The 26641-nt window shown below is 44.8% G+C and carries 28 protein-coding genes, 2 tRNA genes and 1 riboswitch; of the genes, 6 read left to right on the top strand and 24 right to left on the bottom strand.

Annotated features, from left to right (window positions below):
- Positions 1-2: 2 nt before the first annotated feature.
- The 3 genes from moaD to moaA form a co-directional block, all read right to left on the bottom strand.
- Positions 3-248: a molybdopterin synthase sulfur carrier subunit gene (gene moaD / locus A3K86_RS05825; RefSeq protein ID WP_068329001.1), complete on the bottom strand. Its 246-nt coding sequence runs from the start codon at positions 246-248 to the stop codon at positions 3-5.
- Complete coding sequence (gene moaC, locus A3K86_RS05830) at positions 245-724, bottom strand: cyclic pyranopterin monophosphate synthase MoaC (protein ID WP_068329004.1); 480 nt, start codon at positions 722-724, stop codon at positions 245-247. The genes moaD and moaC overlap by 4 nt, the downstream gene beginning before the upstream one ends.
- A 60-nt stretch (positions 725-784) precedes the next feature.
- Positions 785-1774, bottom strand: coding sequence for a GTP 3',8-cyclase MoaA (gene moaA, locus A3K86_RS05835; RefSeq protein ID WP_068329007.1), 990 nt, complete (start codon positions 1772-1774; stop codon positions 785-787).
- Positions 1764-1919: riboswitch (molybdenum cofactor riboswitch) on the bottom strand. It overlaps the preceding gene by 11 nt.
- Positions 1920-2106: 187 nt before the next feature.
- Between moaA and A3K86_RS05840 the strand changes: the two genes are divergently transcribed.
- The 3 genes from A3K86_RS05840 to yvcK all read left to right on the top strand — a co-directional run bounded on the left by A3K86_RS05840 (position 2107) and on the right by yvcK (position 4331).
- On the top strand, positions 2107-2334 hold the full coding sequence (locus A3K86_RS05840; RefSeq protein WP_068330253.1) for a hypothetical protein: 228 nt from the start codon (positions 2107-2109) through the stop codon (positions 2332-2334).
- Positions 2335-2648: 314 nt separating this feature from the next.
- A complete protein-coding gene (locus A3K86_RS05845; RefSeq protein WP_068329010.1) occupies positions 2649-3221 on the top strand; it encodes an LON peptidase substrate-binding domain-containing protein in 573 nt (190 codons plus the stop codon).
- A gap of 210 nt (positions 3222-3431) precedes the next feature.
- On the top strand, positions 3432-4331 hold the full coding sequence (gene yvcK, locus A3K86_RS05850) for a uridine diphosphate-N-acetylglucosamine-binding protein YvcK (protein ID WP_068330255.1): 900 nt from the start codon (positions 3432-3434) through the stop codon (positions 4329-4331).
- Here yvcK and A3K86_RS05855 read toward each other — a convergent pair.
- The 3 genes from A3K86_RS05855 to uvrB form a co-directional block, all read right to left on the bottom strand.
- Complete coding sequence (locus A3K86_RS05855) at positions 4293-4652, bottom strand: Hpt domain-containing protein (protein WP_068329012.1); 360 nt, start codon at positions 4650-4652, stop codon at positions 4293-4295. The two genes, yvcK and A3K86_RS05855, sit on opposite strands and share 39 nt — an antisense overlap.
- Positions 4653-4664: 12 nt before the next feature.
- On the bottom strand, positions 4665-6104 hold the full coding sequence (gene luxO / locus A3K86_RS05860) for a quorum-sensing sigma-54 dependent transcriptional regulator LuxO (RefSeq protein ID WP_068329015.1): 1440 nt from the start codon (positions 6102-6104) through the stop codon (positions 4665-4667).
- A gap of 681 nt (positions 6105-6785) precedes the next feature.
- Complete coding sequence (uvrB, locus tag A3K86_RS05870; protein WP_068329022.1) at positions 6786-8801, bottom strand: excinuclease ABC subunit UvrB; 2016 nt, start codon at positions 8799-8801, stop codon at positions 6786-6788.
- A 756-nt stretch (positions 8802-9557) separates the two neighbouring features.
- Between uvrB and A3K86_RS05880 the strand changes: the two genes are divergently transcribed.
- Positions 9558-10067, top strand: a complete 510-nt coding sequence (locus A3K86_RS05880) for a M48 metallopeptidase family protein (protein WP_068329028.1) — start codon at positions 9558-9560, stop codon at positions 10065-10067.
- Between the two features lie 39 nt (positions 10068-10106).
- Here A3K86_RS05880 and A3K86_RS05885 read toward each other — a convergent pair whose 3' ends face one another.
- Positions 10107-10358 carry a DUF2798 domain-containing protein gene (locus A3K86_RS05885; RefSeq protein WP_068329030.1) on the bottom strand — a complete coding sequence of 84 codons (252 nt, stop codon included), beginning with the start codon at positions 10356-10358 and terminating at the stop codon, positions 10107-10109.
- 126 nt (positions 10359-10484) lie between these two features.
- Between A3K86_RS05885 and A3K86_RS05890 the strand changes: the two genes are divergently transcribed.
- The gene (locus A3K86_RS05890) at positions 10485-11378 is read left to right on the top strand and encodes a LysR family transcriptional regulator (protein ID WP_068329032.1); all 894 of its coding nucleotides are present in this window, start codon (positions 10485-10487) and stop codon (positions 11376-11378) included.
- 346 nt (positions 11379-11724) lie between these two features.
- Here the strand turns inward: A3K86_RS05890 and A3K86_RS05895 are convergent.
- A tRNA-Ser gene (locus A3K86_RS05895) sits at positions 11725-11815 on the bottom strand.
- Between the two features lie 26 nt (positions 11816-11841).
- Positions 11842-11929 (bottom strand) — tRNA-Ser (locus A3K86_RS05900).
- A gap of 280 nt (positions 11930-12209) precedes the next feature.
- Here A3K86_RS05900 and A3K86_RS05905 point away from each other — a divergent pair.
- Positions 12210-12785, top strand: coding sequence for a UPF0149 family protein (locus tag A3K86_RS05905; RefSeq protein WP_068329035.1), 576 nt, complete (start codon positions 12210-12212; stop codon positions 12783-12785).
- A gap of 84 nt (positions 12786-12869) precedes the next feature.
- Here A3K86_RS05905 and A3K86_RS05910 read toward each other — a convergent pair whose 3' ends face one another.
- The 15 genes from A3K86_RS05910 to ruvA form a co-directional block, all read right to left on the bottom strand.
- Positions 12870-13736, bottom strand: a complete 867-nt coding sequence (locus tag A3K86_RS05910; protein WP_068329037.1) for a bile acid:sodium symporter family protein — start codon at positions 13734-13736, stop codon at positions 12870-12872.
- 199 nt (positions 13737-13935) lie between these two features.
- Positions 13936-14997, bottom strand: a complete 1062-nt coding sequence (gene nadA / locus A3K86_RS05915) for a quinolinate synthase NadA (RefSeq protein WP_068329040.1) — start codon at positions 14995-14997, stop codon at positions 13936-13938.
- A gap of 213 nt (positions 14998-15210) precedes the next feature.
- Complete coding sequence (ybgF, locus tag A3K86_RS05920; protein WP_068329043.1) at positions 15211-15960, bottom strand: tol-pal system protein YbgF; 750 nt, start codon at positions 15958-15960, stop codon at positions 15211-15213.
- Between the two features lie 12 nt (positions 15961-15972).
- Positions 15973-16500: a peptidoglycan-associated lipoprotein Pal gene (pal, locus tag A3K86_RS05925; RefSeq protein WP_068329046.1), complete on the bottom strand. Its 528-nt coding sequence runs from the start codon at positions 16498-16500 to the stop codon at positions 15973-15975.
- A 33-nt stretch (positions 16501-16533) separates the two neighbouring features.
- Positions 16534-17880 (bottom strand): Tol-Pal system beta propeller repeat protein TolB, encoded by a 1347-nt coding sequence (gene tolB, locus A3K86_RS05930; RefSeq protein ID WP_068329049.1) that lies wholly within the window; start codon positions 17878-17880, stop codon positions 16534-16536.
- 11 nt (positions 17881-17891) lie between these two features.
- Complete coding sequence (gene tolA, locus A3K86_RS05935) at positions 17892-18914, bottom strand: cell envelope integrity protein TolA (RefSeq protein ID WP_068329052.1); 1023 nt, start codon at positions 18912-18914, stop codon at positions 17892-17894.
- A 14-nt stretch (positions 18915-18928) separates the two neighbouring features.
- Positions 18929-19372, bottom strand: coding sequence for a protein TolR (gene tolR, locus A3K86_RS05940; RefSeq protein WP_068329055.1), 444 nt, complete (start codon positions 19370-19372; stop codon positions 18929-18931).
- Positions 19373-19375: 3 nt separating this feature from the next.
- On the bottom strand, positions 19376-20065 hold the full coding sequence (gene tolQ / locus A3K86_RS05945) for a protein TolQ (protein WP_068329059.1): 690 nt from the start codon (positions 20063-20065) through the stop codon (positions 19376-19378).
- Complete coding sequence (gene ybgC / locus A3K86_RS05950; protein WP_068329062.1) at positions 20055-20468, bottom strand: tol-pal system-associated acyl-CoA thioesterase; 414 nt, start codon at positions 20466-20468, stop codon at positions 20055-20057. The genes tolQ and ybgC overlap by 11 nt, the downstream gene beginning before the upstream one ends.
- A 322-nt stretch (positions 20469-20790) precedes the next feature.
- Positions 20791-21093 carry a cyd operon protein YbgE gene (gene ybgE / locus A3K86_RS05955; protein ID WP_068329065.1) on the bottom strand — a complete coding sequence of 101 codons (303 nt, stop codon included), beginning with the start codon at positions 21091-21093 and terminating at the stop codon, positions 20791-20793.
- Entirely contained in the window at positions 21086-21193 is a 108-nt protein-coding gene (gene cydX, locus A3K86_RS05960) for a cytochrome bd-I oxidase subunit CydX (RefSeq protein ID WP_068329067.1), read from the bottom strand. The genes ybgE and cydX overlap by 8 nt, the downstream gene beginning before the upstream one ends.
- A gap of 12 nt (positions 21194-21205) precedes the next feature.
- Positions 21206-22342 (bottom strand): cytochrome d ubiquinol oxidase subunit II, encoded by a 1137-nt coding sequence (gene cydB / locus A3K86_RS05965; protein WP_068329070.1) that lies wholly within the window; start codon positions 22340-22342, stop codon positions 21206-21208.
- 17 nt (positions 22343-22359) lie between these two features.
- A complete protein-coding gene (gene cydA / locus A3K86_RS05970; RefSeq protein WP_068329073.1) occupies positions 22360-23946 on the bottom strand; it encodes a cytochrome ubiquinol oxidase subunit I in 1587 nt (528 codons plus the stop codon).
- Between the two features lie 998 nt (positions 23947-24944).
- Positions 24945-25961 carry a Holliday junction branch migration DNA helicase RuvB gene (gene ruvB / locus A3K86_RS05975; RefSeq protein ID WP_068329076.1) on the bottom strand — a complete coding sequence of 339 codons (1017 nt, stop codon included), beginning with the start codon at positions 25959-25961 and terminating at the stop codon, positions 24945-24947.
- Between the two features lie 19 nt (positions 25962-25980).
- A complete protein-coding gene (gene ruvA, locus A3K86_RS05980) occupies positions 25981-26598 on the bottom strand; it encodes a Holliday junction branch migration protein RuvA (RefSeq protein WP_068329079.1) in 618 nt (205 codons plus the stop codon).
- Positions 26599-26641: the final 43 nt, after the last annotated feature.

Raw genomic sequence — 26641 nt, forward strand, 5'->3', positions numbered from 1 at the left:
AATTAGCCTCCAGTTACAGGTGGGAAGAATGCCACTTCATCACCATCAGCGATGGTGCTGTCTAGTGAGCAAATGGTTTGATTAATCGCTACCAGCAGTTTGCCTTTCTCAAGCGCAAGTTCCCACTTATCGCCACGTTGCGCTAAGTGTTCACGCAAAGCTTCTGCTGTAGTAAATTCTGATGCAACTTCTAGTTTATCAATGCCCACTAGCTCTTTAACTTGGGCAAAAAACAATACGTTAATCATGCTTCCACCTTAAAATGACCGGATTTGCCACCTGTCTTTTCTAGCAGGCGTACTTGATCGATAACCATGTCTTTCTGAACCGCTTTACACATATCGTAAATCGTCAAGGCTGCCACAGATGCCGCTGTCAGCGCTTCCATTTCCACGCCCGTTTTACCCGCTAGCTTACAGCACGATTCGATACGGACTTTGTTTTCCGCTTCAATCGCTTCAAGCTGTACTTCCACTTTCGATAGCAATAGTGGATGACAAAGTGGGATCAGATCCCATGTTTTCTTCGCCGCTTGAATACCTGCAATACGTGCCGTCGCAAACACATCACCTTTGTGGTGCTCGCCAGATAGAATAAGGGCTAGTGTCTCAGGAGCCATATGAACAAAAGCTTCAGCGCGTGCTTCACGAACGGTTTCTGCTTTCGCAGATACGTCCACCATATTTGCTTCACCCGAAGCATTGATGTGGGTAAATTGGGTCATGTTGTTTGAGCTCTTAAAATGATGTTTACGCCGAGTAAGTAGGCTTACTCGGCGCAGAAATTAACCGCCAATCGAGGCTAGGTGTGGGGTCATACCCGTATTGCCATCTTGCAGGAAGTGGCTTGCTGACTTTTCTTGCAAACCGCTTTGGATGCGTGCGATCAGCTCGTCGCGTTGATCATCACGTGCCATCAGGTCACGAAGATCAACACCGTGATCGCCAAACAAACAAAGGTGCAACTTACCTTTCGCTGACACGCGTAGGCGATTACAGCTTTGGCAGAAGTCTTTTTCATACGGCATGATCAGGCCAATTTCACCTTGGTAATCAGGGTGACAGAAAACCTGAGCGGGGCCATCATTGCGGCTTTTGATTTTCAAAATCCAACCATTCGCAATCAAGTGATTGCGAATACTAACCCCAGAGACATGGTGTTTTTGGAACAAAGTGTCCATCTCACCCGTTTGCATCAATTCAATGAAACGCAGCTGGATAGGACGAGTTTTGATCCAATCAAGAAATTTAGGTAACTCTTGTGAGTTGAGGTCTTTAAGCAAGACAGTATTGATCTTCACCTGCTCAAAACCAGCGTCAAAAGCAGCATCAATGCCGTCCATGACTTGGTTAAACATGTTCTCACCAGTAATCTGGTAGAACATTTTTGGGTCCAAGCTATCCACACTCACATTGATGTTGGTCAAGCCCGCTTCACGCCATTCCTTCACGTGCTTCGCCATACGGTAACCATTGGTTGTGGTAGCAACCTTAGTAATACCCGGCTGTTCAGCAACGGTACGAATGATATCGGTGAAGTCTCGACGCAGACTCGGCTCACCACCCGTAATGCGAACTTTGCTCGTTCCACATTGGGCGAATGCGCCTGTCACTCGCTCGATTTCGTCAAGCGATAAAAATGAGGGTTTCTTATGACCTTCCGGATGGTAGCCATCAGGCAGGCAATAAGTACATTTGAAGTTACACACGTCGGTAACTGAAAGTCGTAAATAGTAAAATTTACGATGGAAACTATCTTCAAATTGAATAGCCACGGGACACCTTTCCAAATACGGGAGGCCGTTTCATTTCTAAAACGACCCTGGTGACAATCTACGTCACTGGCATTGATCACCTATCGTGTTTTGTTCGTAGAACAAAAAGCAACTTAGCAAACAATGCTCGGAGCTATGGCTGCTACCACCTTGTAAACGCGTTGCTCACAATGGGCGATAACGGCTAAATCTTATTATTAAAAGTATCAGAGATTTCGCCTTATTGACAAAACCAATGAAAAAAACGTGCTGCATTCTACCTTTCATGATGATTCGCGACAATACTACTAAAGTGAATATTGATGAATTTTCTTAAGAAAAGTGGGGTTATTATGAACAATATTATTGAATCTGCCACCCTTGATGACATTGCTCTCTATCTTCAGCGTGAAGATGGTATCGATTCGCAATCAGCATACAAAGAAGCGCAAATGGTCATCGACGGCTTTCACGACATGATGGACAAAGGTTTAATCACTGGCTGGTATTTTGATGAACTCGGTCATCTTGAGCTATTACCCAGCGACAATGCCATGAGGATCATCGGTAACAACAAATAATTTCGCATTATGCGGATTTTTTTATTCTGCAAATCGCAAGATGAGAATAATCTGTCAGCTTACTATACGGAGGTGGTCTATCTTTCCATTTCAAACACCCAACCTACGCCAGTAATTGTGTATTGTTCCAGCTTTTATTTAATTTAGCTTAATGTAATTAACGATGATTACTCGTTACATTACAAAACGTTAACAACAGCACACTGTCTCATCCCCATAATTACAATTATGCAATTAGCTTATTAAGCAATTACTGGCACTGGTTATGCATTGTCTAAATTATCTGACATTAAGAACGATAATAGGAGCTGACAATGACTAACTTAATCCCACTGTTATTTCAAAAACGTCATGTGCTACCAAAAGGCAAAATGCCAATGCGCGTTGCTCCGGGTTCTCAAATGGCAGCATTTAAAAATGCGATCACCTCAGAACAGGGCTTTGGTGTTTGCATGATTGATGACAACCAAGCATCTCATTACAGTCAAATCGGTACCCGAGTAACGGTTGAAGACTATGATTTGTCGAAAAATGACGGCTCCTTAATTGTCACCTTATATGCGCATGAAAACTTTGTGATTTCATCACTGGAGCAACATCCTGACGGCAATATCTACGCGGAACACCAACCCCTACCGCAATGGCCTGAAATTGAGCTTCGTGACGATCAACAGCTCTTAGCCGACAAACTACAAATCATGTTTGATAAATACCCAGAGCTTGCTGGTCTTCATCAAAATAAAGAATTCAACAACTTAAGCTGGCTATGCCAACGCTGGTTAGAAATTCTGCCAGTGCCAGCTAAAGATAAACAGGCGTTAGTGAATACCCCGAACTGTTTTGATACTTGTGACTATCTCATGAGCATGATGACAGAATGTCACTAACGATTACTTAAACGCACCGATTTCCTTAACTGCTAGTCCTTTGATCCTTTCTGCCTTTTGCTAATTTGCATCCCCCGCTTTAGGGGGTATTTTTTGCTCTTTTTCCCTCCCCTTCAGTGATGCGACTATCATAATGGATAGAATACAGTGTATTCTTACCGCCAATTCGCTAGACTCAAAACGTTACTTATCACCCTTTCCAACTCGGTTATGACAAATATATCCCCACAAAATTCTGCAAAAATCGTTGCCATTGGTGGCGGTCACGGTCTTGGTCGCATGCTATCAGCACTGTCTGATTACGGCTCACAAGTGACAGGCATTGTTACCACTACAGATAATGGTGGTTCTACAGGGCGTATTCGTGCCTGTCAGGGTGGCATTGCTTGGGGAGACACTCGCAACTGTATTAATCAGCTGATCACCGAACCATCAGTGGGCTCAATGATTTTTGAGTACCGCTTTAAAGGTACGGGAGAACTCAATGGTCATAACCTTGGTAACTTAATGCTAACGGCGTTGGATAACTTAAGTATTCGCCCACTTGATGCGATCAACTTGATCCGCGATATGCTTAAAGTCGAACCCCACATCGTCCCAATGACAGAGCATCCTGCAGATCTCTCTGCCATGACACCGAATGGCGATATAATTTATGGCGAAACCAGTGTTGATGAGCTTGAGGAAGTACCACTGCGCTTGTATGTCGAGCCAGCAGTGCCGGCAACCAAGGAAGCAGTAACTGCGATTGAAGAAGCCGATGTGATCTTACTTGGTCCGGGGAGCTTTTTGACTAGTGTGATGCCACCACTATTGCTGAAAGATATTGAAGGGGCGCTAAAAGCTTCAAAAGCGACAATCGCCTTTGTCACCAACTTAGATAAAGAAAAAGGCCCAGCAGGTATGATGGACCTTTCGACAATGCTGCACTGGTGTGAGCGTGGGATGGGCGGTCGTCATATTGATGTGGTGATCACTGATAAAGCACTGCCAGATATTGAGCCTCGTTACCACCAACAAATTGAAGAGCTAGCCGCCAGTAACCACAACTGGCGACACGACCGCTGTAAATTAAAGGATGCGGTCGATAAGCTGCTCGTCAGCCGCTAGTTCTTTATACTCTTTCGCCATGCCTTGTACCATTTGTCTGAATTCAGGCAAATGGTCAACCATCCACTGTTCTTGCCCTTGTTTCACTCGTGATTCACACTCTTGCGCCATCGCCGCTAATTCGTCTGCACCAAAACTCGCTGCGCTACTCTTAATCGCATGGCTGATCTCACCCACTTGATTCACGGTTGGCTCGTTTGATAATTGGTGCAAATACTGATGTAACTCATCACTAAACACATTGAACAAGAGCGAGACTGTCTCTTGACCGACTTCATCGGCCAGTCGTTTAATTGTTTCTGCATTGATTGCTGTCGCCATAACTCGCTCTCCCTATTTACTACCCGTGACTTCTTGCCAGGTTTGTAATTTACGATAAATGGTAGATGGGCTAACTTCTAATAAGCCTGCTGCTCGCGGAATATTGCCATTGCACGCATCAATAGCAGCTTGAATCGCCCGTTTTTCGACAATCCATAACGGTTCAATGGCTTGCCTTTCATCTCCACCCATGCTTGAAGGTGTAACTGACTGAGATACAGCCGGTTTAGACACCGCAGGTTCTGAAGGAGTTGATGCAATTTCAGCGCCATTTCTCTGCTTCAGCTGTGGTGGCAGCATATCTATGGTCACTTCATCATTATCATTGAGCACAACAATGTTTCGGATCACATTCTGAAGCTCACGAACATTGCCCGGCCACTGGTATTGATTGAAGAAATTTGTCACTTGATTATCAAAGCGACTGAAGTTTTTGCCCTCTTCTAATGACATTAAAGCCAACAGAGCATGTGCTATTTCAATCACATCATCACCCCGCTCACGCAGTGGCGGCAAGGTGACTGGAATAACATGCAAACGATAGTACAAGTCTTCACGAAAACGTCCTTCTTGTACCTCAACCCATGGGTCACGGTTGGTTGCACACACAAAGCGTACATCTACCGTTTGGGTCTTCGATGAACCGACTTTTTGATAAGTTCCGGTTTGGATAAAACGCAGTAGCTTGCTTTGCAAATCCAAATCCATTTCACAAAGCTCATCAAGGAAGAGTGTACCGTTATCCGCTAATTCAACCGCGCCTTGGCGCTCGGTGGATGCCCCTGTAAAAGCGCCTTTTACGTGACCAAACAACTCACTCTCAATCAATTCTTTCGGAATAGCAGCACAGTTTAATGCGACAAAAGGCTTGTCGTTACGAGGGCTAGCAGCATGTATAGCCTCGGCACAGACCTCTTTACCTGTACCGCTTTCACCAGTAATAAAGACAGTTGCCTTACTGGCCGCGGCAGATTCAATCACCCGATACACAGCTTGCATCGGTAAGCTGTTTCCGATGAAACCTTGATATTGCGCCCCACCTTGTTTGGACTCCGGCGTTTTATCTTCTTTCTGCTCTTGTTTTAAAGCGTTATTCACCGTAATACGCAGGCGATCAGCTTCACACGGCTTAATTAAGAAGTCTTGTGCACCGTAGCGCATGGCTTCTACAGCTACATCGATAGAGCCATGAGCCGTCATGATCACCACAGGCACATTCCCGTAGTCGCGACGCACTGACTCAAGCACTTGCATGCCTGTCATATCAGGCAGACGTAAATCAAGCAGCACCAAATCAGGGACTGCTGCTTTGAACATATCGAGCGCTTCTTGCCCTGTTCCAACAATATCAACCTGAAGGCCAAGTGGATTCAAATAGGATTTGTACAGCGCAGCAACAGATGCGGTGTCTTCGACCATAAGCACCTGACGCTGTTTACTTTTGCTTTCCATTGCGACCTCCTCACATCCTTAAAGTAATTGTAATCAAAACCTAATCACTGTGGTTATTAATTTCTTGTTTTCAAATTTTCTCATTTCAGTTTGCAATTCGATTCGCAAAATGCAAATAACAATAAGAGTGTAGAATAAATTTACGCCAAAAACATCACAAAGCCCCTGAAAAAAGTGCATTTAATGGTCCACAAAAAAGTTGGCACAGTGCATGCACTATTAATTGTGACTCGTAAGAGTCAACCTAGCCAACTGACGTTGTTTGTGATTCATTTCACTAAAACAATGACGCCAACCGACATTATTACGGTTGGCTTTTTTTTACCTAAAATTCAGCCAATTACAAATAGTTCTTATTTAACTACTGCTTTAAGTTCCCTCTCACCTTTTACGAAAGTGGTTCGCTGTTAGATTTCGCTATTCTGCTTCTCATCCCATGATGCATGCGCAAAAAACCACTACGAATAACTTTGCTTTCAGCTTTCACCGTTTCCGTTATGCAGTGTATAGAGATTTAGACGCACCACATCGTCAAACACGTAGCGTCATATTGAGATAAACGAAGTAATAATAGAGTGAGTAAATAGAAGGGATAAAAGAAAATGCCTTCTATCTAGGTAAGCAAGACAGAAGGCATCAATAGACAGTCACTACGACAAAGCCGCAGTACTCGATTCGTGATTAGCTATTCGCAATGAACTGCTGACGTAAGTTATGGATTTTATCGCGCACTTCGGCTGCTTTTTCAAATTCCAAGTTTTGCGCAAAATCGTACATCTCAGATTCCAGCGCTTGAATTTTGCTTTCCAACTCTTGTGGCGACAAGCTGGTGTAACTTGCCTTCTGCTCCGCCACTTTATGTAGCTTCGCGGCTTTATTGCTACTTTTGCTCTGCCCCATTTCCATAATGTCGGCAATTTTCTTATTCAAGGCTTTAGGCACAATGCCTTTTTCCTCATTATAAGCCGCCTGCTTTTCACGGCGACGGTTGGTTTCATCCATCGCACGCTTCATTGAGCCAGTGATCTTATCTGCATATAAGATGGCTTTACCTTCAAGGTTACGAGCCGCACGACCTATGGTCTGAATCAACGAACGCTCTGAACGGAGGAAACCTTCTTTATCGGCATCGAGAATAGCAACCAGCGAAACTTCTGGCATATCCAGACCTTCTCGCAATAAGTTGATCCCCACCAGCACATCAAATTCACCCAAGCGAAGATCACGAATAATCTCAACTCGCTCAACCGTATCAATATCCGAATGTAAGTAACGTACTTTAACGCCATGCTCTGAAAGGTATTCAGTCAAGTCTTCTGCCATTCGCTTAGTGAGGGTAGTGACTAAAACACGTTCCCCTTTCGCCTCACGAATACGAATTTCGGATAGCAGATCATCAACCTGCGTCGATACCGGACGCACTTCAATTTCAGGATCGAGCAAACCCGTTGGGCGAACTACCTGCTCTGCGATCTCGTTATCGCACTTCTCAAGCTCATAGTTACCAGGGGTTGCTGATACATAAACAGTTTGTGGTGCCAGCGCTTCAAACTCATCGAACTTCATTGGACGGTTATCCAATGCCGACGGCAAGCGGAAACCATATTCAACTAAATTTTCTTTTCGAGAGCGGTCACCACGGTACATAGCACCGATTTGCGACACGGTAACGTGGGACTCATCAATGATCAGCAGACCATCAGCAGGTAGATAATCAAATAATGTCGGTGGTGGCTCGCCTTCAGCGCGACCACTGAGGTAGCGTGAGTAGTTTTCGATACCAGAACAAAAGCCCAGCTCGTTCATCATTTCAATATCAAATTGCGTACGCTGAGCAATACGCTGCTCTTCCACCAGCTTATTGTTATCCATTAGCTGCTTACGGCGAACAACTAACTCATCTTTGATATTTTCTATCGCCTCCAAGATACGTTCGCGCGGGGTGACATAGTGCGTTTTCGGATAAATCGTACAGCGCGCCAAATCACGTTGAATAATGGCGCCCGTTAGTGGGTCGAACGAACTGATACAATCCACTTCATCATCAAACAACTCGATGCGAATCGCATCTTTCTCAGATTCAGCAGGGAAAACATCAATAACTTCGCCACGCACACGGAAAGTACCGCGCTCGAACGCTACATCATTACGCTGATATTGCAGCTCAGCCAAACGAGCAAGTACATCGCGCTGATTTAAGAAATCACCACGACGCACGTGCAGCATCATCTTAAGATAAGAATCAGGATCACCAAGGCCGTAAATCGCCGACACGGATGCGATGATCACCACATCGCGGCGCTCTAGCAATGCCTTAGTTGCAGAAAGACGCATTTGCTCAATGTGGGCATTGACCGACGCATCTTTTTCAATAAACGTGTCGGTTGTTGGTACATAAGCTTCAGGCTGGTAATAATCGTAGTAAGAAACAAAATACTCGACGGCGTTTTCAGGGAAAAATTCTTTCATCTCCCCATAGAGTTGCGCTGCCAGTGTTTTATTTGGCGCTAAGATCAAGGTTGGACGGTTACTTTGGGCGATCACATTCGCCACCGTGAAAGTTTTACCTGAACCTGTAACCCCTAACAGGGTTTGATGGGCAAGCCCAGCATCCAGACCTTCTAGTAATTGATTGATAGCCGTAGGTTGGTCACCTGATGGAGTAAAAGGTGAGGCCAGCTTAAACAGTTTGCTCATCTGCCATACTCAACTGAAATATCTACTCGCTATTGTCGCTGCTCACGAGGTGAAGTCAACTAAGTCGATTCAAAGCATTGACTTTCATTTTCCGAACACGTAAATTACACGCCCCTGACAGCAATAACGCCTGCCAGCCCCCATATATTTTTGCGGCAAGCCTGTCGTAAAAAGTAGCCACTCTCAAGACAAAATTTCATTCTGTTTATTCGCAGTTAAGCACTATTAATCCACAGTTTATTCAAGTTTTGATTTAAATCAATTCACACCTATTTTCAAACTACTGTTTTATTAGCGTCCTATTCCATCATGTGAATATTTTCAACAGAATATTATTCTCAACCCAGTCATAACAAACGATTAGCTAACCACACCACCTTGTTCAAAAAACAAACAAACCGTACTTCTATACTGCGTTTTCGTACTTCCTAAGCATCCATCAACACAGTTATCCACAGTTTTTGTGGGTAAGTGATGTAAACCCTTGCCATTACTGGGCTCGGGGAAAGCAAGTTCTTTTTTTCACAATTATCTGCACAGAAAAACTTGCTTTTTTTCGCATCAGCTAAGCCCTCAACTGCCGAAAGATCCACCAAAGGATCAATAAAGTTAGTGATCAACCGCTCATATGCAAAAGGTTTATTTATGTAAATTACTCACAACACATTAGCTCAACAGTCATGGGCAAGCTCAACGCCAAAATGTATGATAGTGCCCTGTGAATAACCCTAGCGGCATGATGCAACCCAACCATAGATGAAAACACTAAAATACCTACAGGGTTATCCAACCCATTTAACCGACCAAGTAGAACAATTGATCAATAAAGATCAACTAGCACCATTGCTGCTCAAGCGTTACCCTCAAACCCATGACATTAAGACAGAAAAAGCCTTATACGATTACGTGATCAACATTAAGAATCAGTATCTGAAAAAATCAGCGCCGATCAGCAAAGTCGCCTACGACAACAAGATCAATGTGATCCACCATGCTTTAGGCTTACACAGCTTTGTTTCTCGCGTCCAAGGAGGCAAACTAAAAGCCAAACATGAAATCCGAGTGGCTTCTGTTTTTAAAAAAGGACCAGAGGCGTTTTTGCGCATGATCGTTGTTCACGAATTAGCGCACTTAAGAGAGAAAGAGCACAACAAAGCTTTCTATCAGCTCTGTTGCCATATGGAACCCAACTACCACCAGTTGGAATTTGATATGCGTTTGTACTTAACGCAATTGGATAAATTTGGTGAGATTTACCAAGGTTAGAGACTGTTAACCTTGTGAATAACATACATAAGTGTTCGTTTAATCAAGGTTATACTGATTAGTATCACACGGCTTCGGACGACATACCCAAGCGCAAAAAGCTCTCACTTGTGGCAAAACTGTCAAATTTAAAATTAGCGCACACGGCCAGCCAATCATAAAACTTTGTCCCCATACTGCTGGCCACGCATCACTGAACCCAAGCTTATACCCAGATAATAAGCCCGACATCATACTAGCCATTGTTAATGATGAAAGAATGCTGGTTAACCACTGCTGTTTTCGGCTCATTCACTGCCCTCTATCTATATATCTACTAATTAACGTAATCACCAACAGCTAAGCTCATTGGTTTTCGCCTTTGAGGTATTATGATAGATTCACTCATATCTGATAAAAACAAGTAAATATTGAAGTATGAGTTCCATATTTGGAAGCATTGACGATCTCTACCTATTCTGCAAAGTCGTAGAATATGGTTCGTTACAAAAAGCGGCTCAAGCCTTACAGTTACCACAATCCACGGTTTCTCGTCGGCTCAATAACTTAGAGAGCAAACTCAATATTCGCTTGTTAGAAAAGCATGGCAGGGAATTAGCGCCAACGGCTGTGGGTAAGCTCGCGTTTACTAGTATCAGTAGCGGAATGGAAACACTCGAGTTTGGAGTCGAGCATTTAAGTGAGCAAACTAACAAGGTAACGGGCAAGATCAAGTTATCCATGCCACACACTTTGTACCGCAGCTTTATTGCGCCAACGATTGATAGTTACTTAAAAGCCTACCCTGATGTTCAACTGAATTTAGCACTCAATAATGAACACACTAAGCCAGTAACGGATCATGATTTGCTGATCACGTTTAACATTGCTGATATGGATGACATGATTGCTCGGCCACTGTTTAAAGCAAAGCATGGTTTCTTTATTAGTCCTGAATACTTAGAAACGATTGGCAAGGTGTCGTGCCCCAAAGATTTAGCGAACGTCGATTGGATTTTAGGTGAACAGCAATCACAGATGCCATTCTACCGGCATGGCGAGTTTGTTGAAGATTTGGCGATTCGACCTCGGCTGATCGTCAACGATATTCACGCTGCACTTGAAGCAGTTCAATTAGGTTTAGGTGTTGCCTCGTTACCACTAAGGCATGTACCGAAAGACACTAACTTAATTCACCTATTGCCTGACTATCATCGTAATGAGCGTCAATCCTACTTGGTTTATAAAGCCAGAAAATACCAGCCCAACGCCGTACGCTTGCTAATCCAAGCCTTACTCAAAAAAGGTGAACATTTAGATGAAATTGAGTAGGTAGCTCCAACGCGTACCAAAAAGCCCAGCATTTCTGCTGGGCTCATTCTAAATGTGACGAAGCGTTAAGGGTATGGTGGATTGGGCTCAAACCCAATTCACTGAAACTTAAATGCAAAAAAGGCGCTGACAAATCAGCGCCTTTCTTAAATGTGGCGGAGAGATAGGGATTTACTGCTCGCAAGCTCGCGCCCTTCGGGCTATTGCCTTTTCGCGCCTTCGGCACGGGCAATGTGCTTTCGCTTCGCTCAGGTGAACCCCGTTCTAGGGTTCAGCACCCTATCTCATCATTCCCCATGTTACAGATGTAAAAAAGCCCAGCATTTCTGCTGGGCTCTTTTGAATGTGGCGGAGAGATAGGGATTTGAACCCTAGATACGCTACAAACGTATGCCGGTTTTCAAGACCGGTGCTTTCAACCACTCAGCCATCTCTCCGAAATTTTGATCATCTAAAAAGATGATGGCGGTGAGGGAGGGATTCGAACCCTCGATACGTTGCCGTATACACACTTTCCAGGCGTGCTCCTTCAGCCACTCGGACACCTCACCACATTGTTTGCTAAGCTCATCGCTCAACAGGGTCGCTACTATAGTGCTAACCCTTTATTGGGTCAATAAAAAAAATGAATTTATAGTTTGAGCGTTCAAAAATACGACAACGATAGGTTTTGCTGAATTATTCCCAATCAGACTACTGCGACTCCTGTTAGCGACTGATACAATGACAGCATAGATTTAAGTCCTCGCTTTGTTACACAACTAGCAACATGCGAGATGAGAATACCCGTGACACACATAAACGAATGTCACCCTAAATCGAGAGTGAATTATGTCTTCACAATTACGTGCAATTTTGCAAAAGCCTGAGCTAGCGGAACAACTGCTACCAGAAGCTCAAACACGTGGCTTTGTTACAGCTATGGCAGCAGCACCTCACTTGCTAGATCCTGCTGAATGGTTGGCTTTTCTGTGGGGCGGTGATGAAGTTTCACCATTCACAGCACAAGAAGATTTAGAAGCTTACGCCAATGCGATTGTGGCCCTATGGAACGAAACTCGCGAAGCGCTACTAACGAACACTTGGGCGTGGGCTGAAGGTTGCGGTCTAGATGATCAAGAGATCGTGACAGAAGATACTCGCGACTTCGCTGAAGGTCTTCTTCAAGGCTGGCAACTAGCACGCGATGATTGGGAAACCATCATGCCAGAAGACACCGAAGATAGCGCTCTGCTAGGTGGTGTATTACTTTCTATCAGCCTACTTTACGATCCAGAGAATGCAATGCAAGCTCTAGCGGAAGAAGGTGCAGACGCACTGGCGCAGTTTGGTGAAATCTACAAATCTGTACCTATGATGCTTTGTGGTTTATCTCAACGTGCCCATGCACTTGTAAGCAACGCTTAATCGCACTTGCGACAAGATTAAACTCAATACGCAAACGGCAGCCCAATGGCTGCCGTTTTTATATCAGATAGTGTTAATAACACCTTAACGATGACAAACCCCGTTGGCTTGCATCTTACGATGCCAATAGATCAACGCAAAAGCAGGAATGTTCATCAATACGCCATAGAGCAAAGGCGTTACGGCAAATTCAGGACGCCCCAATAGTACGACCGCAGCAAAAATCGCGGTTCCCGCATTTTGAATGCCAACTTCAATGGCAAAAGTTTTTACAACTTTACTGCCCTCGCCCAAGGTTCTTGCGACCAAAGCCCCCATCAGCATACCTGCCACACAGAGTACTATGGCTGCCACTGTCGCCATCGAGGCCATTAGGTGGAAAACTTTTGTGTTGGCAACCAAGGTAATCGCAACCGTAAAGAACAATACCCACAACGCGCTTTTACCGGCAACGGTTGTCAACGAGGCAAACCACGGCTTACGCTCTGCAAAATGATGTAAAGCTATTCCCAATAGAACCGGCACAATAGTCACTGCCGCCAATTGTAAGATTGCTGTTTTCAATGGAATCGCAAGTACAAGCTCTGGCATTAACCAAGTGACTAACATTGGCATGCTAAAAGGAATGATCAAACTGCTAATCGCCGTCATGGTAATAGACAAAGCAGAGTCACCACCGCTTAAGTGAGTAATGGCATTAGATGAGGCTCCGCCAGGAGCTAAAGCGAGTAACCACAATCCAACGGCAACAGGCTCAGGTAAACCTAATACAGTGATCACCGCATAAGCCAACAAAGGTAAACCGAGCAGTTGCGCTAATAAGGCTGCAATGACTTTAAGCGGATACTGGCTGACACGGGCAAAATCGGCAACGCGCAACGTCATTCCCACACAAAACATCATCCATGCAAGCGCAATCGGTAACGCCACTGTTAATAGTGTCTGACTCATGGTTTATCCCTATTTAAATCCAGTTACACATATTCTACGCTTCGCCTACCCTTGCAATACCACACCTGAGACGAGACGAATCAACTCAGTATGACTATCAGCAGACTCCGCCGACGCACTCTAACATAAAAAAATAGCGACCCAAAGGTCGCTATTTTTATGATTTTATTGCCATTACACAGAGCAACACTTTATAAAATTAAGCGTTACCTTTCACTTTTAACTGCAGCTCAGCAGCAAAATCTAGCATGCGATTGAGTGGGATAAGTGATTTCTCACGCAATGATTCATCGACAAAGATTTCATGCTCACTGCCGCCATCACGTAGCGCTTGTTCAATGGCTTTCAAACCGTTCATCGCCATCCAAGGACAATGTGCACAGCTACGACAGGTTGCACCAGCACCTGCTGTTGGTGCTTCCACCAATTCTTTCTCAGGGACTAATTGCTGCATCTTAAAGAAGATACCTTTGTCAGTTGCCACAATCAGTTTTTGATTTGGTAACGCTTTCGCCGCTTTGATCAATTGGCTTGTTGAGCCTACGGCATCAGCTAGTTCAACCACACTAGCAGGCGATTCAGGGTGAACGAGAATCGCAGCATCTGGGTGGAGATGCTTCATGTCACGTAGCGCTTTGGCTGAGAATTCATCGTGAACCACACACTCGCCTTGCCACAGTAGCATTTCAGCCCCTGTTTGATTGGCAATGTACGAACCTAAGTGGCGGTCAGGACCCCAAATGATTTTTTTGTCTTCACTATCAAGGTGTTCAACAATTTCTAGTGCAATACTGGAAGTCACAACCCAATCGGCGCGTGCTTTAACTGCAGCAGAGGTATTCGCGTACACCACCACAGTGTGGTCTGGGTGAGCATCGCAGAATTCAGTAAATTTATCGGCTGGACAGCCTAGATCAAGCGAGCATTCCGCTTCCAAGGTTGGCATCAGTACATGTTTCTCTGGGGTCAGGATTTTCGCTGACTCGCCCATAAAACGTACGCCACAGATAATCAATGTTTTTGCAGGGTGTTGATTACCAAAACGGGCCATCTCTAGGGAATCACCAACAAAACCGCCTGTTTCTTCAGCTAGGGCCTGAATCTCAGGATCGGTATAGTAGTGGGCGACTAAAACCGCATCTTTTTCCTGAAGTAGGGTTTTAATTTTCTCTTTGTATACCTGTTTCTCTTCCGCACTCATTGGTTGAGGTTTTGGTGGAAACGGGTAAATCGTCTCTGACGGATCGAATGTTAAGCTCATTACTCACTTGCTCTATCAGCTAGTCCTTACTATCCGGACATTATACACAGCGTGCCGCCTTTTTCCCTCTTTTCTTATTTCACACGCAGTTTGGTTACCCTTTCACCAAGCGGGATTTCTCTTAATTAATGGTGAGTGCATGGGGTTTATTAACAGTATAGATAACAAAAAGGCCAGCAATTCATGCTGGCCTTCACGGTAATTCAATCGCAATTAATTACCTAGTTTTTTCAGATTCGCTTGTGCTTGTCGTGAGCTGGTTGAATCAGGGTAACTCTTAACGACTTCCTGATACATTTTCTTCGCTTCAGCTACGTCTTTGCTGCGCTCGGCAATCACGCCAAGTTTTAACATTGCATCGGCACGTTTATTCGAATCACTGTAGCTGGCAACAGCCTTAAACTGCTCGCCCGCTTGCTTTAATTGGTTCTTAGTAAAGTACAGCTGACCAAGCCAGTAATGGGCATTTGGCTTGTAGGCAGATTCTGGGTACGAAGCCAGGAAGCCCTCAAAGGCTTTCACTGCGCCATCGTAATCTTTCTCTTTCAAGATCAGATTAACGGCTTTTTCGTAGTCTGCATTTTCACTGACATTACCGGTATAAGTTTCTGTGGATTTGGGTTTGGCATCCGCAGTGTCTGTCGCTTTTTGTGGTTGGCGGCTTAGTGCATCCACTTCACGGTACAGTTCACGTTGGCGCTCTAACATTTGACTTAAGTCATACGAGTTGCGCTCTACGACACCACGAAGTTCATCCATTTCCGAAGCCAATTGTTCAAGCTGACGTTGCATGTCGATTTGAACTTGGTTTCTGGCCTCAAGCATCCGCTCCAATCGCTCAAGGCTACTTCCCTGAGCACTGCTACTGTTTAGCTCAGTAACGGGAGCAGGAGCGGCGACCACTTGGGTCGCCGCACCAACCAGCAACGCCAATGCGGCTACGCGCATCTTGTTACTGTTCATAGTTATTACCTATTACTTGTACACTAGAACCGAACGACGGTTCTTCGCGTAATCAGCTTCAGTGTGACCAAGCACTAGTGGCTTCTCTTCACCGTAGCTTACGATATCAAGTTGGTTTGCAGAAACACCTAGCGCTTGTAGGTATTTAGCAACAGCGTTAGCACGACGCTCGCCTAGTGCAATGTTGTACTCTGGCGTACCGCGCTCATCTGCGTGACCTTCAACGTTCACTTTTTGAGCTGGGTTGTTACGTAGGTACTCAGCGTGTGCTTCTAGCATAGCTTGATAATCAGGTTGGATTTCTGCGTTATCAAACTTGAAGTAAATAGTTTGCTCTTGACGTAGTTCTTGGTTACGTAGTTCTTGCTCAGAAAGAACAGGAGTTTCGTTTTCAACTGGTGTTGTCACTACTGTTTGCTCTGATGCTTTGTTAGTGCTTTCAGAAGCAGAAGTTTCAGTACCTTCAGTTGAGCTACAAGCCGCAAGAGTCATCATTGGCAGCGCAATTGCCAGCCCCTTTAAAACTTTATTAAGTTGCATTTTATTGTTCCTTGTTTGCTAATTTACGTGAACTTAGAGATATGGGCCCCAAGAAGGCGCACGTACTCGTCCGTTCGTCGCAGGTAAACGTGCTTTAAAGCGCCCGTCAATCGACACTAACGACAGTTCGTTTGATTTATTATTCACTGAACTGTAGATCACCATGCCGCCGTTCGGTGCAATGCTTGGAGACTCATCCAAAAATGTTTTGGTCAAAATTTGAAGAGCTCCAGTCTTCAGGTCTTGCTTCGCAATGTTGTAGCCAGAATCAGATCTGTGCACCATCACTAAGAAGCGACCATCAGGGGTCAGCTGACCGCCTAAGTTTTGACTGCCCTGCCAAGTCAAACGCTCAGTTTTGCCGTCAGCTAAATTTACTCGATATATCTGAGGTTTACCACCTCTGTCTGAGGTAAATACCAAAGACTGCCCGTCAGGATCCCAAAATGCTTCGGTATTGTTCGCGCGACCACGGGTAATTTGCGTTAATTTCTTGGTTTCCAAATCTTTTACGTAGATTTGCAGGCTACCACTTTTCGATAATACCAAAGCTAGTTTCTTACCGTCGGGAGAGAAGCGTGGCGAACCATTATGACGAGGGAATGAAGTCACCATTTCACGCGTACCCTTGTAGATATCCATTACAAAGATTTGCGCTTGGTCGTTTTCAAAACTCACGTAAGCAAGCTTACTTCCATCAGGAGACCAAGACGGTGACATTAATGGCTGACGAGATTTCAGTACCAAACGCTCATTGAAGCCGTCGTAATCTGCGATACGCAGTTGGTAAGGGTATTTTGCTTTATCGTCAATCACTACGTATGCGATACGCGTTAAGAAAGCACCACGCTCGCCCGTTAGTTTTTCGTATACTAAATCAGAAATACGGTGTGCATATTGACGCAGGCGCTTACCTTTCACTGTGGCACGGTTATTCACCAATAAGTGATCTTTAGTCAGTACCAACTCACCGCCACTTAAACCACGGCTTTCTCCACTGGTTAATTGACCACGAACGATATCAACCAATTGATACTGAACAACATAGTTACCATCAACGTCTTGGCTGATTTGACCAGTTACAAGTGCGTCAACGCCCATAGATGTCCACGCATCGTAATCCACTTGCGATTCATCGTATGGTGTTTGTGGCATTTTGCTGGCTGCAATTGGGCTAAATTTACCACTGCGCTGTAAGTCAGAAGCAATCACTTTGGATACATCCGATGGCAACTTGCCATCGCCGTTCCATTTGAATGGGACAACACCAATTGGGCGTGCTGAATCAATACCTTCGGTGATAACCAGCTCAAGTTCGGCATGGGCAAGTTGGCTAAAGCCAATCAGTGCCACACATAACGCCATTATCCAACGTTTCATATTTTATCCTTTTACTCTGGGCTGACGGTTAGTCGAATAGAACGTAGCTTTTCAACCACAGCGGGATCTTCAGGCATAGGGAATTGGCTCACCTTCACCACTGCAGCTTTCGCAGCACGACATAGTGTCGCATCACCACCATCTTCACTCGCATCCAACAATAGACCGTTCGCTGACAAGCGCATACGGATGACACACTCTTTGCCAAAAAAGCTCTGATCCACCAGCAAGTTCTGTTGGATCATTTGCTTATAGATACTACCGTAGCGTTTCGCTTCGTCAGCAATAAACTGACCACGCGCCCCGCCACGTTGTTCGGTTTCTGCTTCCAGCCCGGCAAACATATCGTTTAGCGCTGCTTCTTGCTGGCGTTGCAATTCACGCGCTTCGGCAGCTTTACGTTCTGCTTCTTTACGAGCTTGCTCAGCTTTCTTGGCAGCTGCTTCAGCTCGTTTTCGCTCGGCCTCTTTCGCTTTACGCGCTTCTTCTGCCTTGCGAGCGGCTTCTTCCGCTTTGCGCTGTTCTGCTAGCTTACGCTGACGCTCTTGCTCCGCTTTACGTGCTGCCTCTTGTTTGGCTTTTCGCTCCGCTTCTGCTTTAGCAGCTTGCGCTTTTGCCACTTTCGCTGCTTCATCAGCTTTGCGTTTTTCTTCTGCGGCTTTCTTACGCTCCGCAGCCACACGTTGACGTTCTTTCTCCGCTTCACGTGCTTCTTTTTCTGCTTTGAGCTTATTAGCTTTTAGTTCACGCAGGCGTTTCTCTTCTGCCTGACGTTGTTTCTCTAGCTGTGCCGCTTGTTGTTCTAAACGGCGTAAGCGATCTTGCTCTGCCTTTTTCGCATTTTCACGCTCTTGTCTGATCCGCTGGGCTTGTTGATTGACCAAAGCAGGATCGACAACGACGGCTTGTATGGTATTACCTGATTGTTTCGGTTTATCCATCGAAAAATCGGTGCCCCACAACAACGCCACCAAGAGTAAAGCATGAAGAATTAACGAAATAATGACAGCAGCGCTGTAGTTATTATTTCTCATCGGTTTGATGACTCCTACTGCTCTAATGGTTCCGTCATTAGGCCTACCGATGCTACCCCAGCGCGGTTTAGCGCATCTAAGGTTTCAATAATATAGGCATACTGTGCACGGCTATCACCGCCCACTAACACAGTTGATTTCGGGTTCAACTGTAATTCAGCGCGAACACGCGTCAGCATGTCATTCATGTTTAACCCACGAACGACATCGCCGTTGTTCACACTTAACCCTAAGTTACCATTCTGATCGACTTCGACAATAATGGGCGCACCACTGTCATCTTTAGAGAGGTCGGCTACCGACTTAGCCGTCGAGGTTGCCGGTAGCTCTACATCCACCCCTTGCGTAACAAAAGGTGCCGTTACCATGAAGATGATAAGCAGTACCAACATCACATCGATATACGGCACCACGTTAATCTCGGCCGTCATTTTTCGCTTTTTTGGTTGGTACGCCATGGCTTATTGCTCCTGAGTGCCAGCAAAGGCTTGGCGGTGCAAGATGCTAGAGAACTCTTCCATAAAGGTTGCGTAAGTGTGCTCTAGTTTTGAAACGCGGTTTGTTAGGCGGTTATAGAACATTACCGCAGGAATTGCCGCAAACAGACCCATCGCTGTCGCAACAAGTGCTTCCGCGATACCAGGTGCCACCATAGCCAGCGTTGCTTGCTTAACGGCACCCAACGCGATGAAAGCGTGCATGATGCCCCATACCGTACCGAATAGACCGATGTACGGGCTGATAGAACCCACTGTCGCAAGGAACGGTAGATTGGTTTCTAGGCTATCGACTTCACGCGATAGAGAGACACGCATGGCACGACCTGTACCTTCCATTACCGCTTCTGGCACTTTGCCATTGCTGCGGTGAAGGCGAGCGAACTCTTTAAAGCCTGCGTAAAAAATTTGTTCGGTGCCGATCAAGCTATCTTTACGTGCTGACACTTCTTGATAAAGCTGAGACAGATCGCTCGCTGACCAAAAACGGTCTTCAAAACGCTCGGCTTTAGAAATCGCTTCAGACAGGATTTGCGAACGCTTGATAATCATTGCCCATGAGACCACCGACATGCCAAGCAAAATAAGCATTACAATTTTTACCAACAGGCTGGCCTGTAGAAACAGGTCTAGAATTGATAATTCAGCAGTCACTAGATATCTCCGACTTAATATTTTCTGGAATTGCGATAGGTTTCATGGTGCGAGAGTTAATACAGGCTACCTTAACCACGGCTTTACACAAGATTTGGCCTTCATTGTTAACTAAATCCTGACAAAATTCGATAGATGCGCGGCGTAAATCGCTGATATGGGTGCGAACTACCAACATATCATCTAATTTGGCACCTTTTATGTAGTCAATTTCGAGGTGACGAACAACGAAGCCTACATCAGCTTCAAGCAGCGCTTGTTGACTGACACCATTTTCACGCAAGAGTTCCGTTCTTGCTCGTTCGAAGTATTTTAAATAATTGGAGTGATACACCACCCCACCAGCGTCTGTATCTTCGTAGTAGATAGTGATGGGCCAATTAAATGTTTTCACAGCTTCCATGGTCTCTCTCGGGTAAAACAGCAGACATCACTATACCTAACTAAATGAGTTTAATGAAATTTCGCCGCATAATTTTGACGCTGATTATACCAAGCAAATCCGCTTATAGGGGCATAAATTCATTGCATCATAAAGCACGACTCTCCTACATAAAAACAGTACGTTACAATGTTTATTAGCAAGTCTCTCGCTTCGAGCATGGACCTAATATTTGGCGTTTCTGCCGCTTTTGGTTTGAAAGTTTTGTAACCAAATAATTCAGATAAAAAAACGGCCGATTGTGATATCACAATCGGCCGTTATTATTCTATTAACCCGCGTCTTAGAAGAAGCGTAACCAATAGATGTAGGCTAAAACTGGCAGCGCTAAAAATGGCGTGAAGAACACCTGCCAAAACCAGTTTCTTGGTACAAACCCTACCCCATAAATCATGGTGCTACAGATTGCCCAAATCATGGCTGGCGAAATTACCGGGCCGAACCCACCAATTGCATGCGCAAATTGAGTTGGGTCCCATAGAATTAGGCCCGTTAACGCTAAACCCGCCATCATAGCTACAAGACGGATAGCGCCTTGACTCAATGGTTGATGGGCTTGTTTAACCCACAGGTTGATCTTACTCACCAGACTCGTCCATATTTTCAGTTGTTTCCAACCAAAGCGCATTAATAATGCCGAACGAACAAGCAAGCAGAACACCTAGAATCCAAGCAAAATACCACATGGTGTCGTCTCCTTAGTACAGTGAGTTTTTGTTTTCTTCGATGAACTTGTCATCAAGACGGCCAAACATTTTGTAGTAAGTCCAGATAGTGTAACCAAGGATAATTGGCACCATCACGAACGCTACACCAGTCATAATGTTCAGCGTTAGCTCAGAAGAGGTCGCATCCCACATTGTCAGGCTGTGGCTTGGGAACAAGCTTGACGGCATGATGAATGGGAATAGCGCGAAACCAAACGTCAGGATAACGCCAGCCATTGTTAGGCTTGAAGTTAAGAACGCAAACGCGCCACGGTCAGCTTTAGTTGCAATAACCGTTAGCAATGGCATTACTACTGCTAGTAGTGGAGCTGCCCATAGTAGTGGGTATGCTTCGTAGTTAGCGAATAGCGCGCCAGACAAACGTTCCACTTCTTTCGTTAGTGGGTTTGAAGGTGCGTTTGTTACGATCTCAGACGTGATCACATAACCTTCGATGCTTTGAGCCCAGAAGCCCGCAATCGCAAACAGTACAGCAGTCGCAATTGCAGTAATCACAGTTACGTTACGTGCACGAGTGTGCAGTTCGCCTGTGGTTTTCATCTGTAGGTAAGTCGCACCTTGAGTGATGATCATCATTGAGCTTACTAGACCACATAGCAGCGCAAATGGGTTTAGTAGGCCAAAGAACGAACCTTTGTACGTTGGGATCAAGAACTCGTTTAGCTCGAAAGGTACACCTTGAAGCAGGTTACCGAAAGCCACACCGAAGATCACAGGTGGCACGAAGCTACCTACGAAAATTGCTTTATCCCAAGCATTACGCCATTTGTCTTCAGTTAGCTTAGAACGGTAGTCGAAGCCAATTGGACGTAGCCATAGTGCAGCTAGCGTTACGATCATCGCAAGGTAGAAACCAGAGAACGCCGTTGCGTAAACTAGTGGCCATGCTGCGAATAGTGCACCACCCGCAGTGATAAGCCAAACTTGGTTACCATCCCAGTGCGGTGCGATTGAGTTAATCATTACACGGCGTTCGTTGTCGGTTTTACCAATTACTGGTACCAACGCGCCCACGCCCATATCAAAACCATCTGTTACTGCGAAACCGATGCAAAGCACACCAATCAACGCCCACCAGATGAATCGCAATACTTCATATTCAAACATTGCTTAAATCTCCCTGATTACGCTTCAACCTGACGAGATACCACGTTTTGTGGTGCGTCATTTGTTTCAAAGTGGTAGCGACCTGTCTTCAGGCTGCTTGGACCTAAACGAGCAAACTTGATCATTAGGTACATTTCAGCAATCAGGAATACAGTGTATAGACCGATAATTGCTAGCATTGAAGTAATGATGTCAGATGCTGCAAGGTTAGATGCCGCCATAGACACAGGAAGGATTTCACCTACAGCCCAAGGTTGACGACCGTACTCTGCAACGAACCAGCCTGCTTCAACTGCGATCCAAGGTAGTGGAATACCGTATAGTGCAGCTTTAAGTACCCATTGCTTCTCAGTAATTTTGTGACGACAAGTCTGAATGAATGCCGCACCAATAATACCTAGCATTAGGAAACCTGCAGCAACCATGATGCGGAAGCTCCAGAACAGCGGCCATACCGTAGGGATAGAGTCGTCAGCTGCTTTCGCGATGTCTGCTTCAGTCGCGTCAACAACATTCTCTGCGTATGGTTTAAGTAGGAAGCCGTAACCTAGGTCGTGCTTCACTTCATCAAATGCTGCAATGTTTTCAGGCGTTTTCTCACCTGCACGTAGTTTCTCTAGTAGACCGTAAGCAACCATACCGTTACGGATACGCTCTTCGTGCTCAACTTTAAGATCACGTAGACCAGTTACTTCTGTATCTAGAGAACGAGTCGCGATAATACCCATTAGGTAAGGGATCTTAATCGCGTAATCTGTTTCCATTGTTTCTTGGTTAGGTAGACCAAATGCAGTGAAGGCTGCAGGCGCTTCTTCTGTGTGCCATTCAGCTTCGATTGCCGCTAGTTTAGTTTTTTGTACGTCACCTAACTCGTAGCCTGATTCGTCACCAAGTACGATAACAGACAAGATCGCAGCCATACCAAATGAAGCAGCGATTGCGAATGAACGACGAGCAAAAGGAATGTCACGACCTTTCAGTAAGTAGTAAGAACTGATACCAAGGATGAACATTGCACCTGTTACATAACCCGATGCTACTGTGTGAACGAATTTAACCTGCGCAACTGGGTTTAGTACAACTTCAGCGAAGCTCACCATTTCCATACGCATTGTTTCGAAGTTAAATTCCGCACCCACTGGGTTTTGCATCCAGCCGTTAGCAACCAGAATCCAAAGCGCTGAGAAGTTAGAACCTAACGCAACTAACCAAGTTACTGTTAAGTGCTGACGCTTTGATAGGCGATCCCAACCGAAGAAGAACAGACCAACGAAAGTGGATTCTAAGAAGAATGCGATCAGTGCTTCAATCGCTAGCGGGGCACCAAAGATGTCACCAACATAGTGCGAGTAGTAAGCCCAGTTTGTACCAAACTGGAACTCCATGGTTAGACCTGTAGCCACACCAAGAGCAAAGTTAATACCAAAAAGCTTACCCCAGAACTTAGTCATGTCCTTGTAGATTTGCTTTCCAGTCATTACGTAAACAGACTCCATAATGGCAAGTAGGAATGCCATACCTAGAGTCAATGGGACGAACAAAAAGTGATACATCGCAGTTAATGCGAACTGTAACCGCGATAGTTCGACGATATCAGTGAACATTGTGAACTCCTTTTTTCACCAGGCTGACTGGTGACAGTACTTCGTTTGTGTACCGATGATTGGGCTTAGCAAAATGTAGCTAACAAAAGATCACAACTCATAAATCTTCCTGATCGCCATGAATCATGGCCTCCATCTATTATGTTGTAATTTTGTATGTTATTAGTTAACTTATTGTTAAGCTACAGCTAATAAAGTCATTGCTAATATTACTGGTAATTGGTGCCAGCTTCAAAGGATTTATCGCACATTTTGCTTTGATAAAAATCAATAAACATTGCTCAAAATTTAAACGATCCCATATCAATTGATTTGGATCATATTTTTGAGCATTCGTCAGATGACTTATTAAGGCACTAAAAGATAAGATTTTTCAGAAGGCTTCGAATGGGATCACAGTTATACACATTCTGTTTTTAATTAGTCACACAACAAGAAATTACACTTAGAAAAAAGAAGGATAATTTCATGTGTTCTTCACTGTGATTTTAACGCTTTTAAAGCTATCAATAACATCAAAGAGTTAGCTCTAACTTTTAAAAAACGCCATTTTTCGCATTATCTAAACTTATGCGAAATTGTAATTTAACTCGCTTTTCCTCTCACAAAATAATCCTATAATCAGCGTCAGAAGATGATTCCATCTCCCAAGCTATAAAAGCAGTGCTTTATGAAAAATTAGCACTGTCTCGCTTTGTCACTTTTAACTTGATTGAGGTAGTCGTTATGGCACGTATTTTTGAAAAAATTATCGCTTTATACCAACCAAGTTTTGTTGAACTGTATAAGCGTGCATATTAAGACGCGATAAAATTGCGTCAAATTTGCAGCAAATGACTGGTCATCCCTTAGTATAGACGACTGACTTGTCATTAAGATGTAAATAAAAAACCAGTTTAAAGCTAGCCATTAACACGTTTTGCTTACCGTTAATGGCTAGAAACAAAAAAACGAGGCTCGGAAGCCTCGTTTTTTTACATTTCATTTACCCACTACGCTTACTTTTCGCTAGGAAAATCCAAACCAAAGTGTAAATAAGCGCGTTGAGTAGCAATACGACCACGTGGCGTACGCTGTAGATAACCTTGTTGGATCAAATACGGCTCTAATACATCCTCAATGGTGTCTTTCTCTTCACCAATCGCTGCAGCCAAGTTATCTAACCCAACAGGACCCCCCATAAATTTATCGATGATAGCCATCAATAGCTTACGGTCCATATAGTCAAAGCCACTGCTATCTACATCAAGCATATCCAATGCTTTCGCTGCAATATCAGGGCAAATATGACCATTGCCTTTCACCTCGGCATAATCACGTACACGGCGCAATAAGCGGTTAGCAATACGCGGCGTACCACGTGAACGCACAGCCACCTCCATTGCCCCTTCCGTTTCCATTGATAAGCCAAGACAATTTGCACTACGCTGAACAATGTCTTTTAAATCATCAACCTTGTAATACTCCAAACGTTGAGTAATACCAAAGCGGTCACGTAGCGGTGAAGTCAGGGAACCCGCTCGAGTTGTCGCACCGATTAAAGTAAATGGCGGTAAATCAATTTTGATCGAACGTGCAGCTGGTCCTTCACCAATCATGATATCGAGTTGGTAATCTTCCATTGCCGGATACAACACCTCTTCAACCTGTGGGCTTAAGCGGTGGATCTCATCAATAAAAAGCACATCATTTTCTTCAAGGTTGGTCAGCAAAGCAGCCAAGTCACCCGCTTTTTCTAATACCGGACCAGAAGTCGTACGAATATTTACGCCCATTTCGTTAGCGACAATATTCGCCAGTGTGGTTTTACCCAAACCCGGAGGACCAAAAATCAACAGGTGATCGAGTGCTTCATCACGAAGTTGTGCTGCTTTAATAAAGATTTCCATCTGATCACGAACATGGTCCTGACCTTGGTAGTCTTGCAATAGCTTAGGACGTATCGCACGATCGATAACGTCTTCTTCGCGCGTTGATTCAAAATTGCTGGATATTAAGCGATCCGCTTCAATCATGGATAACTACCGAACTCGATTAAACCATTGAACGTAGCGCATCACGGATGATGGCTTCGCTGCTCATATCTGGTTGTGCTACTTGCGACACCACTTTTGATGCTTGCTGAGGTTTGTAGCCCAGTGCCACCAGCGCACTTACCGCTTCATCTTCAGCGCGTGCTGATGATTGCGCTTCAACCGCTTGTGATGCAGCCGTATCTTGTGCCGGAGTAAACAGATCACCCTCGCCCCAGCCTTTCAGACGGTCACGCATTTCAATCACTAAGCGCTCTGCGGTTTTCTTGCCTACACCTGGGATCTTCACGAGTGTAGTGATATCTTCATTTTCCACGCTCAAGACAAACTGGCTAGCCGTCATTGCCGACAAAATAGCTAAGCCCAGTTTCGGACCAACACCGTTTGCTTTGATCACTTCACGGAACAATTCACGTTCGCTTTTTTTATTGAAGCCATATAGCAATTGTGCGTCTTCACGCACAACAAAATGGGTAAACACAATCGCTTCTTGGCCGACTTCTGGCAGCTCATAGAAACAACTCATAGGCATTTGAATTTCATAACCTACTCCACCCACTTCCAGTAGTACTTCAGGTGGTTGCTTTTCCAATACGGTTCCACGTAGACGACCAATCACAGCTTCATCTCTTTATTTGAATCAAAATTAGCCCAAGGATAAT

It is taken from the genome of Photobacterium jeanii (assembly GCF_001650345.1).
Classification (GTDB): domain Bacteria; phylum Pseudomonadota; class Gammaproteobacteria; order Enterobacterales; family Vibrionaceae; genus Photobacterium; species Photobacterium jeanii.

What these genes read in the sequence shown, in the direction of transcription:
- moaD (WP_068329001.1), bottom strand. Translation starts at nt 248, where the DNA reads ATGATTAACGTATTGTTTTTTGCCCAAGTTAAAGAGCTAGTGGGCATT.
- moaC (WP_068329004.1), bottom strand. Translation starts at nt 724, where the DNA reads ATGACCCAATTTACCCACATCAATGCTTCGGGTGAAGCAAATATGGTG.
- A3K86_RS05840 (WP_068330253.1), top strand. Translation starts at nt 2,107, where the DNA reads ATGAACAATATTATTGAATCTGCCACCCTTGATGACATTGCTCTCTAT.
- A3K86_RS05845 (WP_068329010.1), top strand. Translation starts at nt 2,649, where the DNA reads ATGACTAACTTAATCCCACTGTTATTTCAAAAACGTCATGTGCTACCA.
- yvcK (WP_068330255.1), top strand. Translation starts at nt 3,432, where the DNA reads ATGACAAATATATCCCCACAAAATTCTGCAAAAATCGTTGCCATTGGT.
- A3K86_RS05855 (WP_068329012.1), bottom strand. Translation starts at nt 4,652, where the DNA reads ATGGCGACAGCAATCAATGCAGAAACAATTAAACGACTGGCCGATGAA.
- luxO (WP_068329015.1), bottom strand. Translation starts at nt 6,104, where the DNA reads ATGGAAAGCAAAAGTAAACAGCGTCAGGTGCTTATGGTCGAAGACACC.
- uvrB (WP_068329022.1), bottom strand. Translation starts at nt 8,801, where the DNA reads ATGAGCAAACTGTTTAAGCTGGCCTCACCTTTTACTCCATCAGGTGAC.
- A3K86_RS05880 (WP_068329028.1), top strand. Translation starts at nt 9,558, where the DNA reads ATGAAAACACTAAAATACCTACAGGGTTATCCAACCCATTTAACCGAC.
- A3K86_RS05885 (WP_068329030.1), bottom strand. Translation starts at nt 10,358, where the DNA reads ATGAGCCGAAAACAGCAGTGGTTAACCAGCATTCTTTCATCATTAACA.
- A3K86_RS05890 (WP_068329032.1), top strand. Translation starts at nt 10,485, where the DNA reads ATGAGTTCCATATTTGGAAGCATTGACGATCTCTACCTATTCTGCAAA.
- A3K86_RS05905 (WP_068329035.1), top strand. Translation starts at nt 12,210, where the DNA reads ATGTCTTCACAATTACGTGCAATTTTGCAAAAGCCTGAGCTAGCGGAA.
- A3K86_RS05910 (WP_068329037.1), bottom strand. Translation starts at nt 13,736, where the DNA reads ATGAGTCAGACACTATTAACAGTGGCGTTACCGATTGCGCTTGCATGG.
- nadA (WP_068329040.1), bottom strand. Translation starts at nt 14,997, where the DNA reads ATGAGCTTAACATTCGATCCGTCAGAGACGATTTACCCGTTTCCACCA.
- ybgF (WP_068329043.1), bottom strand. Translation starts at nt 15,960, where the DNA reads ATGAACAGTAACAAGATGCGCGTAGCCGCATTGGCGTTGCTGGTTGGT.
- pal (WP_068329046.1), bottom strand. Translation starts at nt 16,500, where the DNA reads ATGCAACTTAATAAAGTTTTAAAGGGGCTGGCAATTGCGCTGCCAATG.
- tolB (WP_068329049.1), bottom strand. Translation starts at nt 17,880, where the DNA reads ATGAAACGTTGGATAATGGCGTTATGTGTGGCACTGATTGGCTTTAGC.
- tolA (WP_068329052.1), bottom strand. Translation starts at nt 18,914, where the DNA reads ATGAGAAATAATAACTACAGCGCTGCTGTCATTATTTCGTTAATTCTT.
- tolR (WP_068329055.1), bottom strand. Translation starts at nt 19,372, where the DNA reads ATGGCGTACCAACCAAAAAAGCGAAAAATGACGGCCGAGATTAACGTG.
- ybgC (WP_068329062.1), bottom strand. Translation starts at nt 20,468, where the DNA reads ATGGAAGCTGTGAAAACATTTAATTGGCCCATCACTATCTACTACGAA.
- cydX (WP_068329067.1), bottom strand. Translation starts at nt 21,193, where the DNA reads ATGTGGTATTTTGCTTGGATTCTAGGTGTTCTGCTTGCTTGTTCGTTC.
- cydB (WP_068329070.1), bottom strand. Translation starts at nt 22,342, where the DNA reads ATGTTTGAATATGAAGTATTGCGATTCATCTGGTGGGCGTTGATTGGT.
- cydA (WP_068329073.1), bottom strand. Translation starts at nt 23,946, where the DNA reads ATGTTCACTGATATCGTCGAACTATCGCGGTTACAGTTCGCATTAACT.
- ruvB (WP_068329076.1), bottom strand. Translation starts at nt 25,961, where the DNA reads ATGATTGAAGCGGATCGCTTAATATCCAGCAATTTTGAATCAACGCGC.